Origin of the sequence: Crenalkalicoccus roseus (assembly GCF_004761865.1) — a bacterium.
Taxonomy (GTDB): Bacteria; Pseudomonadota; Alphaproteobacteria; order Acetobacterales; family Acetobacteraceae; genus Crenalkalicoccus; species Crenalkalicoccus roseus.
Map to the genome: position 1 here is coordinate 25476 of NZ_SJDM01000006.1, position 16139 is coordinate 41614.

13 protein-coding genes are annotated in these 16139 nt (G+C 73.7%); 11 read left to right on the forward strand and 2 right to left on the reverse strand.

Annotated features, from left to right (window positions below; all coding sequences use genetic code 11):
- Nucleotides 1-7 precede the first annotated feature (7 nt).
- From ET526_RS07325 to ET526_RS07370, 10 genes are all read left to right on the forward strand, one after another.
- Entirely contained in the window at nt 8-2275 is a 2268-nt protein-coding gene (locus ET526_RS07325) for a DUF3604 domain-containing protein (protein ID WP_135467037.1), read from the forward strand.
- 11 nt (nt 2276-2286) lie between these two features.
- Nucleotides 2287-3201, forward strand: coding sequence for a fumarate hydratase (locus ET526_RS07330; protein WP_192898669.1), 915 nt, complete (start codon nt 2287-2289; stop codon nt 3199-3201).
- Between the two features lie 4 nt (nt 3202-3205).
- Nucleotides 3206-3814: a fumarate hydratase C-terminal domain-containing protein gene (locus ET526_RS07335; RefSeq protein ID WP_135467038.1), complete on the forward strand. Its 609-nt coding sequence runs from the start codon at nt 3206-3208 to the stop codon at nt 3812-3814.
- Entirely contained in the window at nt 3811-5559 is a 1749-nt protein-coding gene (locus tag ET526_RS07340) for an L-aspartate oxidase (protein WP_135467039.1), read from the forward strand. The genes ET526_RS07335 and ET526_RS07340 overlap by 4 nt, the downstream gene beginning before the upstream one ends.
- 106 nt (nt 5560-5665) lie before the next feature.
- On the forward strand, nt 5666-6556 hold the full coding sequence (locus ET526_RS07345; protein WP_135467040.1) for a manganese catalase family protein: 891 nt from the start codon (nt 5666-5668) through the stop codon (nt 6554-6556).
- A gap of 198 nt (nt 6557-6754) precedes the next feature.
- Nucleotides 6755-7558 carry a chromate resistance protein ChrB domain-containing protein gene (locus ET526_RS07350; protein WP_135467041.1) on the forward strand — a complete coding sequence of 268 codons (804 nt, stop codon included), beginning with the start codon at nt 6755-6757 and terminating at the stop codon, nt 7556-7558.
- Nucleotides 7555-8952 (forward strand): chromate efflux transporter, encoded by a 1398-nt coding sequence (gene chrA, locus ET526_RS07355; protein ID WP_135467042.1) that lies wholly within the window; start codon nt 7555-7557, stop codon nt 8950-8952. The genes ET526_RS07350 and chrA overlap by 4 nt, the downstream gene beginning before the upstream one ends.
- 201 nt (nt 8953-9153) lie before the next feature.
- Complete coding sequence (locus tag ET526_RS07360) at nt 9154-9423, forward strand: DUF3253 domain-containing protein (protein ID WP_135467043.1); 270 nt, start codon at nt 9154-9156, stop codon at nt 9421-9423.
- Between the two features lie 10 nt (nt 9424-9433).
- Nucleotides 9434-9886, forward strand: coding sequence for a DUF1499 domain-containing protein (locus ET526_RS07365; protein WP_135467044.1), 453 nt, complete (start codon nt 9434-9436; stop codon nt 9884-9886).
- 29 nt (nt 9887-9915) lie between these two features.
- On the forward strand, nt 9916-11655 hold the full coding sequence (locus tag ET526_RS07370) for an ABC transporter ATP-binding protein/permease (protein WP_135467045.1): 1740 nt from the start codon (nt 9916-9918) through the stop codon (nt 11653-11655).
- Between the two features lie 50 nt (nt 11656-11705).
- Here the strand turns inward: ET526_RS07370 and ET526_RS07375 are convergent, their stop codons facing one another.
- Complete coding sequence (locus ET526_RS07375) at nt 11706-12440, reverse strand: S1 family peptidase (RefSeq protein ID WP_158295519.1); 735 nt, start codon at nt 12438-12440, stop codon at nt 11706-11708.
- An 877-nt stretch (nt 12441-13317) separates the two neighbouring features.
- Here ET526_RS07375 and ET526_RS07380 point away from each other — a divergent pair.
- Nucleotides 13318-14265, forward strand: a complete 948-nt coding sequence (locus ET526_RS07380; RefSeq protein WP_135467047.1) for a YihY/virulence factor BrkB family protein — start codon at nt 13318-13320, stop codon at nt 14263-14265.
- A 10-nt stretch (nt 14266-14275) separates the two neighbouring features.
- Here the strand turns inward: ET526_RS07380 and recQ are convergent, their stop codons facing one another.
- Nucleotides 14276-16123, reverse strand: coding sequence for a DNA helicase RecQ (gene recQ, locus ET526_RS07385; protein WP_135467048.1), 1848 nt, complete (start codon nt 16121-16123; stop codon nt 14276-14278).
- Between the last annotated feature and the right edge of the window lie 16 nt (nt 16124-16139).

Below are 16139 nucleotides of genomic sequence, written 5' to 3' on the forward strand. Positions count from 1 at the left end.
CGCCGTCATGCCGCATGTCGCCCGCCACACCGACTACATGGCCGCGGAGGTGGGCACGGCGCGCCTGCTGGAAGGCCAGGGGCAGGGGTTCGAGGCCGGAAGCTGGCAGGACTTCACCCTGGTCTTCACCGCCGGCCGCTTCGGCATGGACGACACCGGCTCGATCCGCATCGTCCACCGCTTCGCTTCCGACATGGGCGCACCGCAATTCGCCGACCCGGCGGCGCCCAACTACGTCACGGCGGCGGCGTCGAACGGCGCGCAGCTTCAGCTGTCCTACCACCCGCGGCTGAACCTGCGCCCCTGGGGCAAGTGCCTGACCGTGGCGGTGGGGCGCGGCTACCTGGCGCCGGGCGACACGATCACGGTCAGGCTCGGCGACCGGCGCGGCGGCTCGCCGGGCATGCGGCTGCAGACCTTCTGCGAGGACCGGTTCGAGTTCCGCGTCCTCGCCGACGTCTTCGCCACCTGCAACTGGGCGCTGCTGCCCGAACAGCCCTGGATACGCATCCTGCCCGGCGCGCCGGCGCAGTGGCGCGCCGTGCTGCCGACGGTGCGCCGCGCCGGCGAGGGCTTCGCCCTGTCGCTGCGCGCCGACGACCGCTGGGGCAACCCCTCCCACCTGGCGCGCGGCCGCTTCCGCCTCGCCGCCAGCGCCCCGGTGCGGGGCCTGCCGGAGAGCTTCGCTTGGCCCGAGGGCGCGCGCAGCCACCGCATCGAGGGGCTGGCCGCCGGGCCCGGCGACCTCTCCATCGCGCTGCTGGACGAAGCCGGGCGGGAGCTTGCGCGCAGCAACCCGCTGCGGCTGGTGGAGCACGCCTCGCACCTGCCCTTCTGGGCCGACATGCACGGCCAGAGCGAGGAGACGATCGGCACCAACAGCGCCCGGCGCCTGGCCGAATACGCGCGCGACCTCGCCTTCCTGGACGCCATGTGCCACCAGGGCAACGACTTCCAGATCACGGCGGCGTTCTGGCGCGACCTGAACGCCCTGGCGGCGGAGTTCACCGCGCCCGGCCGCTTCGTCTTCTTCCCCGGCTGGGAGTGGTCGGGCAACACCGCGCTCGGCGGCGACCGCAACGTGGTGCTGCGGCGGGAGGGCGGCACGCTGCACCGCTCCTGCCACGCCCTGGTCGAGGACCTCTCCGACGCCGAGACCGACGCGCTGGACGTGAAGGCGCTGCACGCGACGCTGCGGCGGGAGGGCGACGCGCTCTGCCTGCCGCATGTCGGCGGGCGGTACGCCGATCTGCGCTACGCCCACGACAAGGCGCTGGAGCGCAGCGTGGAGGTGCATTCCGACTGGGGCACCTTCGACTGGCTGCTGGAGGATGCCTTCGCCGTCGGCGGCCGCGTCGGCATCGCCGCCAATTCCGATGGCCACAAGGGGCGGCACGGCGCCTCGCACCCCGGCGCCTCGCTGTTCGGCGCCTATGGCGGCCTTACCTGCTACCTGGCCGAGGAGCTGTCGCGCGAGGCGCTGTGGGACGCCATGCTGTGGCGGCGCCAGTACGCGACGACCGGCGCGGCGCGGGTGCACTGCGACGCCTGGGTGACGCTCTCCGCCCCCGCGGCGCTGCACCGCGACGACCCCGCCCTCGGCGGCGCGCCGGTGGGGCGGACGGAGCGCGCGACGCTCGGCAACATCCTCACCGGCGTGCGCGACGAGGCGGTGGAGTTCGGCTTCGAGATCCTGGCCGGCAGCCCGGTGGAGAGGGTCGAGATCCGCAACCGCACGCGGCTGCTGGAGGTGTTCCGCCCCTACGCCGCGGCCGGTCCCGGCCGGCGCATCCGCGTGCTGTGGGAGGGCTCGGAATACCGCGGCCGGGGGCGGGAGACGCTGTGGCGGGGCGAGATCGCGCTCTCCGGCAATGCCTGGCGGGATGCGCGGCCGATCAACCGCTTCAACCTCGATCGCCGCTTCGAGCCCTCGCCGCAGGGCCTCGTCTTCGACGGCGTGACCACCGGCGGCTTCATGGGCGTGGAGGCGATGCTGGAGGATCCGCGCGCCGGCACGCTCAGCCTGCGCACCAACCTGGTCGAGGGCAGCGTGCCGATCGCCGAGCTCGGCCTGGAGGACCGGGTGTGGGAGGCGGGCGGCCTCGGCCGGCGCATCCGCGCCTTCCGCCTGCCGGATGCGAACCCGCACCGCGCCGTGCGGCACGGCCTGCGCGTGCCGCTGCGGCGGGACGAGGACAATGCGCTGTTCATCCGCGCGACGCTGGAGGACGGCAACGTCCTGTGGTCCAGCCCCATCTACCTGATCACGGCCTGAGGAAACGCCCCATGACCGACACGGCCACCCTCTCCCGCCCCAACGTCCCGCTGGCGCCGGAGCCGGAGGCAATCGAGGAGGCGGCGAAGCTCCTCTACATCCGCGCCCTGAAGATCCTTCCCGACGACGTCAAGGAGGGCTTCGCGCGGCTGGACGCCGGCGAGACGGACGCGACGGCGAAGACGATCCTGGCCACGATGATCGAGAACATCGGCGTCGCCGAGCGGACCGAGAACCTGCTCTGCCAGGACACCGGCATCCCGATCTTCAACGTGCTGATCGGGCGCAACGTGCTGGTGGACGGCTGGGCGCTGAAGCAGGCGATCATACGCGGCACGGCGCGGGCGACGCGCGAGCACCCGCTGCGCTCCTCCGTCGTGCATCCCATCACCCGCCGCAACGAGCACACCTCCTGCGGCGAGCGGGTGCCGGTGATCAACATAGACTTCACCGACCGCGACCGCGAGCTGCGCCTGGAGATGATCCCCAAGGGCTCGGGCAGCGAGAACGGCTCCTTCCTGCAGATGCTGATCCCGGCCGACGGGGTCGCCGCGGTGAAGCGCTTCGTGGTGGACCGGGTGCTGCAGGCCGGTGGCAAGGTCTGCCCGCCGACCATCGTCGGCGTCGGCGTCGGGGGCACCTCCGACCTCTGCATGCATCTCGCCAAGATCGCCGCCACCCGTCCCCTGGGAACGCGCTGCGCCGACCCCGAGGGGGCCAGGCTGGAGGCGGAGCTGTCCGAGGCGGTGAACGCCCTCGGCATCGGGCCGCAGGGGCTGGGCGGCGACAGCACGGCCTTCGCCGTGCATGTGGAGACGGCGGCGACGCACATCACCATGAACCCGGTGGCGGTCAACATCCAGTGCCACAGCGCGCGCCGGGCGAGCGCCACCTTCACCCCCGACGGCATCCGGATCGGGTTCTGACGCCATGGCCGACCATGTCCTGACCACGCCCGTCTCCGAGGCCGACATCCGCGGGCTGCGCGTGGGCGACCGCGTGACGCTCGAAGGCACGCTGTTCGGCATCCGCGACGCCACGCAGATCCACATGTTCGACCGCGGCCGCCGCACCCGCTTCGACCTGCGCGGCCACGCCGTGATCCACACCGCGCCCAACCTGCGCAAGGTGGAGCCCTCGCCGGAGCACCCCACCGGCTATGTCCCGGTCTGCGTCGGCACCACCACCTCCGACCGGATGGAGCGCTTCACCCGCCCGCTGATGGAGCGCGAGGGCGTGCGCATCATCATCGGCAAGGGCGGGCTGCGCGAGGAGTCGCTGCGCGCCTTCCAGGAGCTCGGCGGCTGCTACCTCGCCGTGGTCGGCGGCGCGGCGGCGCTGGAGACCACCTGGATCGAGGCGCTGGAGGATGTGGACCTCGACGACCTCAACCCGGAGAGCCTCTACCGCTTCCGCATCCGCGGCTTCGGGCCGCTGCTGGTGGCCATGGACAGCCATGGCGGCAGCCTCTACGCGCAGGTGAACGCCGCCGCCGCCGCGCGCCGACAGGCGGTGCTGGAAAGGCTGGGCGCGGCATGACGGGCGTTCCGGTCGCGGCGCCGCGCCGCCTCTCCACCGACATCCTGGTGCTCGGCTCTGGCGGCGCGGGGCTGCTCGCGGCGCTGCACGCCAAGGACGCGGCGCCCGATCTTCGGGTGACCATCGCGGTGAAGGGGCTGCTCGGCAAGTCCGGCTGCACCCGCATGGTGCAGGGCGGCTACAACGTCGCCCTCGCCCCCGGCGATTCCGCCGAGCGCCACTTCATGGACACGCTGGAGGGCGGGAAGTGGCTGAACGACCAGGATCTGGCCTGGACCCTGGTCACCGTCGCGCAGCGCCGCATCCGCGAACTCGAGAACCGCTGGGGCTGCTTCTTCGACCGCAACCCGGACGGCACCATCCACCAGAAGGCCTTCGCCGGCCAGACCTTCGACCGCACCGTCCACAAGGGCGACCTGACGGGCATCGAGATCATCAACCGCCTCGCCGAGCAGGCCTGGGCGCGCGGCATCGAACGGCTGGAGGAGCACCGCGCGGTCGCGCTGATCCGCAGCGCCGACGGCTCCCGCCTCTCGGGCGTGCTGCTGATCGACATCCGCTCGGGCGGGCTGGTCTTCGTGCAGGCGCGCGCGGTGCTGCTCGGCACCGGCGGCGGACCGACCATGTACACCTATCACACCCCCTCCGGCGACAAGTCCTGCGACGGCATGGCGATGGCGCTGCGCGCCGGCCTCGCGCTCCGCGACATGGAGATGGTGCAGTTCCACCCGACCGGCGTGCTGGCCGGCCCCGGCACGCGGATGACCGGCACCATCATCGAGGAGGGGCTGCGCGGCGCCGGCGGCTACCTGCTGAACGGCGCCGGCGAGCGCTTCATGCTGAGGCACGACCCGCGCGGCGAGCGGGCGACGCGCGACATCGTCAGCCGCGCCATGTACCGCGAGATGCTGGCCGGCAACGTGAACGAGGCGGGCGGCCTGTGGATCGAGATGGCGCATCTCGGCCCCGAGAACGTCCGCCGCATGTTCAAGGGCATGGTCGAGCGCTGCGCCGATTGCGGCTTCGACCTCGCCGGCGGGCGCGTGCCGGTGGTGCCGACCGCGCACTACATGATGGGCGGCCTGGTCTTCGCCCCGGACGGCTCCACCGCGCTTCCCGGCCTGTTCGCCGCGGGCGAGGACACGGGCGGCGTGCACGGCGCCAACCGTCTCGGCGGCAACGGCGTCGCCAACTCCACCGTCTTCGGCGGCATCGCCGGCGACACGATGGCCGCCTGGGTGCCGCGCCACGGCACCTTCGAGGAGCCGGACCGCGCCGAGCTCGACGCCGCCATCGCCGCCGTGCTGGCGCCCTTCGGCCGCCGGCCCACGCCCCTCTCGCCGATCCGCGACACGCTGCACGCGCTGATGTGGGAGAAGGCGGGCATACTGCGCGACGCCGCGAGCCTCGCCGCCGCCGCGCGCGGCCTCGACGATCTGGACGCGGCGCTGGACGCCGCCGGCGTCGAGGACGGCGACCGCGCCTTCAATCTCACCTGGCACGACTGGCTGAACCTGAAGTCCCTGGTGCTGGTCAGCCGTGCCATCGTCGCCGCCGCCGATGCCCGGCGGGAGAGCCGCGGCGCGCACTGGCGCGAGGACTTCCCGCACACCGACCCGGACGCGGAGGGCCTCCGCTACACCCTGGTGACGCTGCGCGAGGGGCGCATCGCCCTCGGCTGGGAGGAGGTGCGCTTCACACGCCTGCGCCCGGGCGAGAGCCTGCTGCCGCGCGCGGCGGAATAGCGCCGCGCGTCACGCCTCCGCGATACTGCGGCGTCGTTGCCGCTGCGGCGCCGAACCCCGGCGCGGCTGCCTCGCTTGCCCTGCGGTCCATCGTGCAGGAGCGGCCATGTTCTACACCGACAACAAGCTGCAGTTCCCGGTGCGGGTCGAGCGCCCGAACCCCGTCTTCGCCCGCGCGCTGCAGCAGGCGATCGGCGGCGTCGAGGGCGAGATCCGCGTCATGCTGCAGTACCTGTTCCAGGCCTGGGGCAGCCGCGGCCCGAAGCGCTACCGCGACATGCTGATGAACACCGGCACCGAGGAGATCGGCCATGTGGAGATGCTCTCCACGTCGGTGGCGCTGAACCTCGAGGGCGCGCCCCTCTCCTTCCAGGAGCAGGTGTCGAAGGACCCGGTGGCCGGCGCGGTGCTGAACGGCATGAACCTGCGCCACATCCTCTCCGCCGGCATGGCGGCGACGGTCGAGGACGCCAACGGCGTGCCCTTCAACGGCAGCCACGTCTATGCCAGCGGCAACATCGCCGCCGACATGTACGCCAACGTCACCGCCGAGGCGACGGGCCGCGCGCTGGCGGTGCGCCTGCACGGCATGACCGACGATCCGGGCATGAAGGAGATGCTCTCCTTCCTGATCGCCCGCGACGCCATGCACCAGCAGCAGTGGCTGGCGGTGATCGAGGAACTCGGCGGCATGGGGAAGGTGCTGCCCATCCCCAACAGCTTCGATCAGTCCCAGGAGCAGCAGCGCTTCTCCTACGCCTTCTTCGGCCACCAGACCGACCGGCAGGTGCCGCAGGGGCGCTGGACCCGGGGCGCCAGCTATGACGGCAAGGGCAGGTTCGAGCCGATGGTCTCGCAGCCGCTCGGCACCGAGCCGATGCTGAAGCCGCCGCCCGAGGGCAGCGGCGCGCAGCGCGAGCAGATCGCGGTGCAGGAAACCCCGCCCGCCGCCAACGACCCGAGCGCCGCTGGGGCGAAGCCGGGCATGGCCCGGTAGGGCAAGCAGCTTATCCGCTCCGGCACCTTCCATGGCGCCGGAGCGGCCCCGTCCCCGCCTTCCTTGACTCCCCGATGCCGTGGAGTGCACCATCCGCGCACCGGCGCCATACGCAGGCGCGCCGTCAGCCGCGGCCCTCCGTGTCCAAGCCTGCGCCCCATCAGCCCGGCCCTTCCGCCGGGCCGAACGGAGGCGCCCATGGACCCCGTGCCGATCTCCGCCGAAGAATTGCTCGCCGCCACCCTCGCCTTCCCCGGTCCACAGATTTTGGACGTGCGGCGTGATGCCGCCTTCACCGCCGCCACGCAGAGCCTGCCGCGGGCGATCCGCCGCGACCCGGAGGCGGTTCCGGGCTGGGCCGGCGCGCTGGAGGCGCACCGCCCGGTCATCGCCTTCTGCGTCCACGGCCATGAGGTGAGCCAAGGCGTCGCCGCCGCGCTCGCCGCGCGCGGGCTGACGACGCGCTACCTGGAGGGTGGCATCGAGGGCTGGGCCGCGCTCGGCCTGCCGCTCGCCGGGAAGCCGGGCCGCCCCTCCCTCTGGGTGACGCGAGCACGGCCGAAGGTGGATCGCGTCGCCTGCCCCTGGCTGATCCGCCGCTTCCTCGACCCCGATGCGCGCCTCCTCTTCGTCCCGCCGGCGGAGGTGGCGTGCGTCGCGGAGGCCACCGGCGCCACCGCCTTCGACATCCCCGATGCCCCCTACACCCATGAGGGCGAGGGCTGCAGCTTCGACGCCTTCGTCGCCCGTCACCGCCCGCAGGACGAGGCGCTGGCGCTACTCGCCCGCATCGTCCGCGGGGCGGATACGGAGCGGCCGGACCTCCACCCCGCTGCCGGCGGGCTGTTCGCCGCCGCTCTCGGCTTCTCCGCCCTGATCGCCGAGGATCACGCGCTGCTGCGGCACGCCTTTCCGCTCTACGACGCGCTGTATCTCTGGTGCCGCGACCTGCAGGACGAGGCGCATCGCTGGCCGCCGGCGATGCAGGCGTCCCGCGCATGACCCGGCGCCTGCCGTTCCACCGCTCCGGCGAGGCCACCGCCGCGGATCAGGCGCCGGCCGATCCCGGCGCGGCGGAGGGCGCCCTGCCCAGCTTCGCCGAGGCGGTGCGGGTCTGGTTCCGCATCGGCTGCCTCTCCTTCGGCGGGCCGGCGGGGCAGATCGCGCTGATGCACCGCGAGGTGGTGGAGGAGCGCCGCTGGATCTCCGACGCGCGCTTCCTGCACGCGCTGAATTTCTGCAACCTGCTGCCGGGCCCCGAGGCGCAGCAGCTCGCCACCTATCTCGGCTGGCTGCTGCACGGGGTGAAGGGCGGCCTGGCCGCGGGGCTGCTGTTCATCCTGCCGGGCGCCGCGGTGATGCTGGCGCTCTCCATCGTCTATGCGCTGCTCGGCGAGGTGCCGCTGGTGGCGGCGCTGTTCTTCGGGCTGAAATGCGCGGTGCTGGTGCTGGTGGTCGAGGCGCTGCTGCGCGTCGCGCGGCGGGCCCTAAAGGGCGGACTGGCCTGGGGGGTGGCGGCGGCGGCCTTCCTCGCCCTGTTCGCCTTCCGCATCCCCTTCCCCTTCGTGGTGCTGGGGGCGGCGCTGGCGGGGCTCCTCCTGCCGCGCGCCTTCGCCCCGCCCGGCCACGGGGCGGTGCGGGAAGGGCCGCCGGCGCTGCTCGACGCGCTGGTGGCGCGCGATCCGCACCGCATCGCGCGGCTCGGGACCGCGGCGCGGCGGGCGGGGCTGGTCGCGCTCGTGCTCTGGCTGTGGCCCGCCGCGCTGCTGCATGCCGAAGGCGGGCTGTTCGCCGACATCGCCTGGTTCTTCTCCAAGCTGGCGGTGGTCACCTTCGGCGGCGCCTATGCGGTGCTCGCCTATGTGGCGCAGGAGGCGGTGGAGCATTACCGCTGGCTGACGGCGGGGGAGATGCTGGCCGGCCTCGGCCTCGCCGAGACCACGCCGGGGCCGCTGATCCTGGTGCTGCAATTCGTCGGCTACATGGCCGGCCATGGCTGGGGCGGCATTGCGGGCGGCACGCTGGCCTCGGCGTTGACCCTCTGGGTCACCTTCGCCCCCTGCTTCGCCTGGATCTTCCTTGGCGCCCCCCATGTGGAGCGGCTGCACGACCAGGAGCGGCTCAAGGGCGCCCTGGCCGGCGTGACGGCGGCGGTGGTGGGCGTGATCGCCAACCTGGCGCTGTGGTTCGGCCTGCGGGTGCTCTTCGGCGAGGTGCGGGCGGTCCCGCTCGGTCCGGTGCGGCTGGACCTGCCGGTGCCGGGGACGCTCGACCCGCTGGCCCTCGCCCTCGCCGCCCTGGCCGCGCTCTGCCTGTTCCGGCTGCGGCTCGGCGTGGTGCGCACGCTCGGCATCGCGGCGGCGGCGGGGCTGGCGCTGCGGTTCGCGCTCGGCTGACACGGCCGGAGCAGCGCCGGAGATATCCGCGCGCGGGGCTGCCGGGATCGCATCGCCGCCGCGGCGGGGCCGAAGCGGCGGCCGCGCGCGAAAGCGGGCGCGGGCAGCGGCTACGGGCCTCGGTGACCGCAGCCGCTGCCGGCATGAGGGGCCGCGAATCGCCGCTGGCGCCGCGCGTCGCCGCCCCTATCCTGGCCCGCTATGCCGGACCCCGCCGAGGACCCGATCGCTGCCGAGATCCTGCGCCAGGCCGCCCTGCGCGGCCGGGAACGCTCCCTGTGCCCGAGCGAGGTCGCCCGCGCCCTCGCCGACGGCGAGGAGGGCGCCTGGCGCCCGCTGCTGGGGCGGGTGCGGGAGGCCGCCTTCCGCCTCGCCCGCGAGGGAAGGATCGAGATCCTGCGCAAGGGCAAACCCGTCCCGCCCGAGGGCGTGCGCGGCGTGATCCGGCTGCGCCAGGCGCCGCAGCCGTGAAGGAGGGCCGATGAGGGCCGCAGCGCCCCTTTCCGCCCTGTTCGCCCGCGGCGCCGCCGGGCTGCCGCCGGCCGCGCCGGTAGAGTTCGCCACCCTCGCGCTGCCGCGCTCGCCCAATGCCTGCCTCGCCGCGCCGCCGGGCTTTCCCGGCGCGCATCTCGCAACCCCGCCCCTGCCCGTGGATGCCGCCACCGCCTGGCCAGTGCTGCGCCGCCTGCCGGAGCGCTTCCCCCGCACCCACCTTCTCGCCGCCTGGCCGGAGCGATGGCAAACGCAATGGGTGGTGCGCTCCGTCCTGCTGAACTTCCCCGATCTGGTGGTGGCGGAGCTGGTCTCCGGCCCGGCCGGGGCGGGGCTGTTTCTCTACTCGCGCAGCCTGTTCGGCTGGTCCGATTTCGGCGTGAACCGCCGGCGGGTGATCGCCTGGCTCGCCGCGCTCGACGAGGCCCTGCGCCGGGGCTGACCCCCTTCCCTTCCCCAGCGGAGACCGCGATGCGCCGCCTCAGCCCCTTCCTGCGCGATGCCTGGCGCCTCGCCGCCCCCTACTGGCGGAGCGAGGAGCGCGGGCGGGCCTGGCTGCTGCTCGGCGTGGTGGTGGCGCTGAACCTCGGGCTTGTCGGCATGAGCGTGCTGCTCAGCTACTGGAACCGGGAGTTCTTCAACGCCCTGCAGGACCGCGACGCCGGCGCCTTCCGCGACCTCCTGTTCTGGTGGCGGCCGACCGACAGCGGGCCCATGCCGGGCTTCATGTTCATCGCCGCGCTCTACATCCTGGTCGCGGTCTATGCGCTCTACCTGCGCCAGGCGCTGCAGATCCGCTGGCGGCGCTGGCTGACGCGCCAGTACCTCGACCGCTGGCTGGACGGGCGCGCCTACTACCGCATCGCGCTGACCGATCCGGGCACCGACAACCCGGACCAGCGCATCGCCGAGGACATCAGGCTGTTCGTGGACGACACGCTGGGCCTCGGCCTCGGCCTGCTGACCTCGGTGGTGACGCTGGCGAGCTTCGTCGTGGTGCTGTGGAGCCTCTCCGGCCCCCTGACCGTGCTCGGCCTCGACATCCCGGGCTACATGGTCTGGGTGGCGCTGGGCTATGCGGTGCTCGGCACCTGGCTGGCGCACCGGGTCGGCTGGCGGCTGATCGGCCTCAACTTCAACCAGCAGAAGGTGGAGGCGGATTTCCGCTTCGCCCTGGTGCGGCTGCGCGAGAATGCCGAAGGCGTCGCGCTCTACGGCGGGGAGGCCGACGAGAAGCGCGGCCTGCTCGGGCGCTTCCGCAGGCTGATGGAGAATTGGTGGGCGATCATGGTCGCCACCAAGCGCCTGACCTTCTTCACGGCGAGCTACAACCAGGTGGCGGTGGTCTTTCCCTTCGTCGTCGCCGCCCCCTCCTACTTCGCCGGGATCATCCCGCTCGGCGGGCTGACGCAGACGGCCACCGCCTTCGGCCAGGTGCAGGGGGCGCTCTCCTGGTTCGTGGACAACTACGCCCGGCTGGCGGAATGGCGCGCGACGGTGGAGCGGCTGACCGGCTTCACCCGGGCCGTCGAGCGCGCCGAGGCCGCCGCCGCGCGGGGCGAGGGCGTGGCGGTCGTGCGTTCGGAGGCGCCGGAACTGGCGCTGGAGGACGTCACCCTCGCCCTGCCCGACGGACGGGTGCTGGTGGAGGCGGCGGAGGGCCGGTTCCGCCCCGGCGAGGCGGTGCTGATCGCCGGTCCCTCGGGCAGCGGCAAGTCCACCCTGTTCCGTGCCATCGCCGGCATCTGGCCCTTCGGCTCCGGCCGCGTGCGGGTACCGGCGGGGGCCTCGGCGCTGTTCCTGCCGCAGCGGCCCTACCTGCCGCTCGGCAGCCTGCGCCGCGCCGTCTGCTACCCGCGCGACGCCGCCGCCTGCACCGAGGCCGAGATCGCGGCGGCGCTGACGGAGGCCGGGCTGCCGCACCTCGTGCCGCTCCTGGAGGAGGAGGCGAACTGGGCGCAGCGCCTCTCGGGCGGGGAGCAGCAGCGCCTGGCGCTCGCCCGTGCCCTGCTGCTCCGCCCGGACTGGCTGTTCCTGGACGAGGCGACCTCGAACCTCGACCCGGAGGCGGAGGCGCGCTTCTACGAGACGCTGCGCGCGAAGCTGCCCGGCACGACGCTGGTCTCCATTGCCCACCGCCCGGGCCTGGCCGCCCACCACGCCCGGACGCTGCGGCTGCGGGAGGGGCGGCTGGCGGAGGCCGTAGCCTGACGGGCGGCGGCCAGCTTCCTCTGCGGGCGCTCAGCGCGCGGCATTGATGTTCACGCCGGGCGACCCGCCGTTGCCGCCCACAGGGCGTCCACGATGGCAGACGATGCGCACGATGGAGCGCTCCACCTGCTCGACCAGCGCAGCGAAATCCGGCGCGCCAGGCGTCGCCGGGGCTGCGGCACGCCATGGTCGGCCAGGAAGCGGGCGATCGAGTCGGGCGCCACGGCGAAGTTCACGTTTTGTGGAATGTTCAGGCCGGCGAGCAGATCCCGCAGCGCATCGCGGGACATGATCGCGATGCCGACCACCCGACCCTGCCGGTCGAGCAGGGGACCGCCGCTGTTGCCCGCCTGGACCGGAGCGCTGAACTGCATGATGTCCTCCGCCTTGCCCGGACCGATGGCGCTGACGTTACCGATGGTGACGACCGGCCGCCCCGTCTGCAGGCTCTGGCCGGGAAAGCCCATCACCGCCACCTCGGCACCGAGGCGCGTTTCTCCTGCGACAGGCAAGGGCGTGCGCTCAAGCCCCGGCACCACCACCAGTGCCAGATCGAGCCTGGCGTTGGTCACGCGGACCTCGGCGCCCCCGAGGCGAGCGAGCCCGGCCTGCACCTCGATGTCCGTGCAGCCCCGCACGACATGCGCGGCGGTCAGCAGCACGCCCGGCCGGGCAATGACGACACCGGTGCCGATGCCCGCGGAGGAGCCTGGCTGCGGCGGGCGCGGCAGGGCGACCGGCTGCGCTCCCCACGCGGCCGGCCAAATCGGCGCCGGCGGGTCCACGGTGGATGGGGTGAGGACAGGGGTCGTGCCGTCCGGCGTTGGCGAGCGGCATCGGCGCGGAGACGGCGGCGGATGCTTCGGGCATGGCAGCCGGGGCCAGCGACATCCGGGGCAGCTGGACAGGCTTGAAGGCGATGGCCAGGGTTTCCGCCGCCCTTCGCCGCGCCTCCAGCATTTCCGCCGCCGGCAGCGCCCGCTCGAACTCGGCGGCGGTCGGGCGAAGCAGGCTGCGCCCGCGCGTCTTCCCCTCCCGCAGCAGCGCCCACCGGGCCGCCTCGATGACATCGGTCTCCGCCCCCCTGCCGAGGAGGTAGGCAGCGCTCAGGCAGGCCATGGAGCGCGCGTCACCCAGCGCGGCGCCATAGCGCCACCAGGCGACGGCCCGCTCGGCGTCCAGCGGCGCCCCGTGGCCGGCGGCATATGCCTGGCCGACCTCTCCGGCCGCGCCGGCATGGCCGGCCGCCGCCGCCCGCTCCAGCCAGGATAACGCCTGACGCAACGAGGCGACGTCGTTCTGGGCGAGGTAACCTTCCGCCACGCGCGCCATGGCGGCCGGCTCACCCTGCAGCGCGGCGGCGGCTATGTGGGCCGGGGGTGCGGGGGCGTGAGGACGGGACGGAGCCAGGAAGCACGCCGAGGATCGCCTCCTCGATCAGGGCAATGATCCGGTCGGTCGCCGTCCCGTGCACGGTTTGCGCAGGACTCATCAGGGCCGCGAGGAAACCGGCTGTCGTCGGAAGCGCTTTTCGGCGCCGCATGACCTCTCCTGACGCTGACGGTTATGCCGAGCCAAGCCTATACTTTATGTGTCGATTTCGCAACATAATGTCCACCTTCGCCGGCGCGCCCGCCGTTCCGCCATCGGGAGATCCGCCGCATGCTCCGCCGCACCTGGTCGCTGCTGCGCGCCACCGTCGAGGGCTTCATCGAGGACGAGGCAATGACCCGCGGCGCGGCCATCACCTGCTATTCGATGTTCTCCCTCGCCCCGCTCATCGTCATCGTCACCGCCATCGCCGGCCTCGCCTACGGGGAGCAGGCGGTGGAGGGCATCATCGCCGAGCAGCTCCAGGACCTGCTCGGCGCGCGGGGGGCGGAGGCGGTGCAGGCGCTGGTGCGCAGCGCCTACAACCCGGATCAGGGCAACCTCGCCGCGCTGATCGGCGCGGGCACGCTGCTCATCACCTCGACCGTGGTCTTCGCCGAGGTGCAGGCGGCGCTCGACGCCATCTGGCGGGCGCCGCCGCCGCCCGGCAACACCGTCATGCAGATCATCCGCACCAGGCTGCTCGGCTTCCTCCTGGTGGCGCTGACCGGCCTGCTGCTGATGGCCTCCGTGGTGGCGAGCACCGTGCTCTCCGCCCTCGCCACCTGGGCGACGGCGGTGCTGCCGCAGACGCGGGAGCTGATGTCGCTCGTCAATTTCGGCCTGTCCTTCCTGATGGTCACGGCGCTCTTCGCCGCCATCTACAAGGTGCTGCCGAACCGGCGCCTGGCCTGGATGGACGTGCTGGTCGGCGCGCTGGTCACCGCCCTGCTCTTCACCATCGGCAAGTCGCTGCTCGGCTGGTATCTCGGCAGCGCCGCCGTCGCCAACGTCTATGGCGCGGCGGGGGCGCTGATGGTGGTGCTGCTGTGGATCTACTACTCGACGCAGATCTTCCTGCTCGGCGCCGAGTTCACCCGCGCCTGGGCCGGCCTGCGCGCGATCAGGCCGCAGGCGCCGAAGCCCGCGGCGCCCGAGCCGCCGCCGCGGCCGCCCTCGAAGGGCTGGGGCATCGCCGCGCTGGGGGGCATCCTGGCCGCCCTGCTGCGCCGGCGATGAGGCCGGCGGGTCAGCCGCCCCCGGCCGCCACCACGCGCAGCACCGCCTCGCCGTAGCGGTCGAGCTTGCTCCGCCCGATGCCCGGAAGCTGCGCCAGCTCGCCGAGGCCGCGCGGCCGGCGGGCGGCGATCTCCGCCAGGGTGTCGTTCTGGAAGATCACGTAGGCGGGCACGCCCTGCGCGGCGGCCTCCTGCCGCCGCCATGCCCGCAGTGCCTCGAACAGCGCATCGCCCGCCATGCCGGGCGTGGCGGCCTTCGCCGCCTTCCGCCCCGGCGCGGCGGCGAGCGTGTCCTCGCGCAGCATCACCGGCGCCTCGCCCCGCAGGATCGGCCGCGCCGCCTCGGTCGGCACCAGCTCGCCATGGCCCTCCACCGCGACGTCGAGCGCGCCCCGCGCCACGAGCTGGCGGGCGACGCTGCGCCAGCCCGCGTCCGGAAGCTCTGTGCCCACGCCGAAGGTCGGCAGGCGGTCGTGCCCGTGCTGGATCACCTTGTCGGTGTGCCGCCCGCGCAGCACGTCCACCACGTGCCCGAGGCCGAAGCGCCGGCCGGTGCGGAGCACGGCGGAGAGCAGCTTCTGCGCCGCCACCGTGCCGTCCCAGAGGCGCGGCGGGTTGAGGCAGACGTCGCAGCGGCCACAGCGCTCCGGATCGGGGGCTTCCGGCCCCGGTTCCTCCCCGAAGCAGCGGAGCAGGATGCGGCGGCGGCAGGTGGCGGCCTCGGCGATCGCCACCATCGCCTCCAGCCGCTGCCGCTCGATGCGCTTCTGCTCCTCCGGCGCCGGGCTTTCGGCGATGCGGTGCCGGGCCAGCGCGATGTCGCCGGCGCCGTAGAGCAGCAGGGCGCGCGCCGGCAGCCCGTCGCGCCCGGCGCGGCCGATCTCCTGGTACCAGCTCTCCGGGCTGCGCGGCAGGTCGAGATGCGCCACCCAGCGCACGTCGGGGCGGTCTATCCCCATGCCGAAGGCGACGGTCGCCGCCATCACCACCGCGTCGCCGCGGGCGAAGCGCCGGTGCGCCTCCCGCTTGGCCGCCGCATCCATGCCGGCATGGAAGGCGAGCGCGTCGTGCCCCTCGGCGCGGAGCCACTGCGCCGTCTGCTCGGTCCGCGCCCGCGTCGCGCAGTAGACGATGCCGGCGCCGGAACCATCGGCGGCGCGGCGGATGAAGGCGCGGAGCTGCGCCCTCTCCTGCTCGCGCGGCGCGGCGGCGATCAGGATGTTCGGCCGGTCGAAGCTGCCGCGGAACACCGGCGCGTCGCGGAGGCCGAGCTGGGCGCGGATGTCCTCCACCGTGCGCGGATCGGCGGTCGCGGTCAGGGCGAGGCGCGGCACCCCGGGAAAGCGCTCCGCCAGCACGGCCAGGCCGCGGTATTCGGGGCGGAAATGGTGTCCCCACTGGGAGACGCAATGCGCCTCGTCCACCGCGAAGAGGGCGAGCGGCCGCTCTTCGAGGCGCGCCAGGGTCGCTTCCAGCGTCAGCCGCTCGGGGGAGACGTAGAGCAGCTTGAGCGCGCCGCGGGCGAGGTCCCGCCGCACCTCCCGCCCCGCCTCCTCGGGCAGTTCGGAATGCAGCGCGGCGGCGGCGACCCCCTGCTGGCGCAGGGCCGCCACCTGGTCCTCCATCAGCGCGATCAGCGGCGAGACCACGACGGCGAGGCCGGGGCGGCACAGCGCTGGCACCTGGTAGCAGAGGCTCTTGCCCCCGCCCGTCGGCATCAGCACGAGGCCCGACCCGCCCGCCACCACGTGGCGCACGACCTCCGCCTGGAGGCCGCGGAAGCCGGGATGGCCGAAGACGCGGCGCAGCACCTCGGCCGGGTCGGCGCCGGCCGCCTCAGGGGTCATGGACTCGGGCATGGCCCCGTGATGCCAC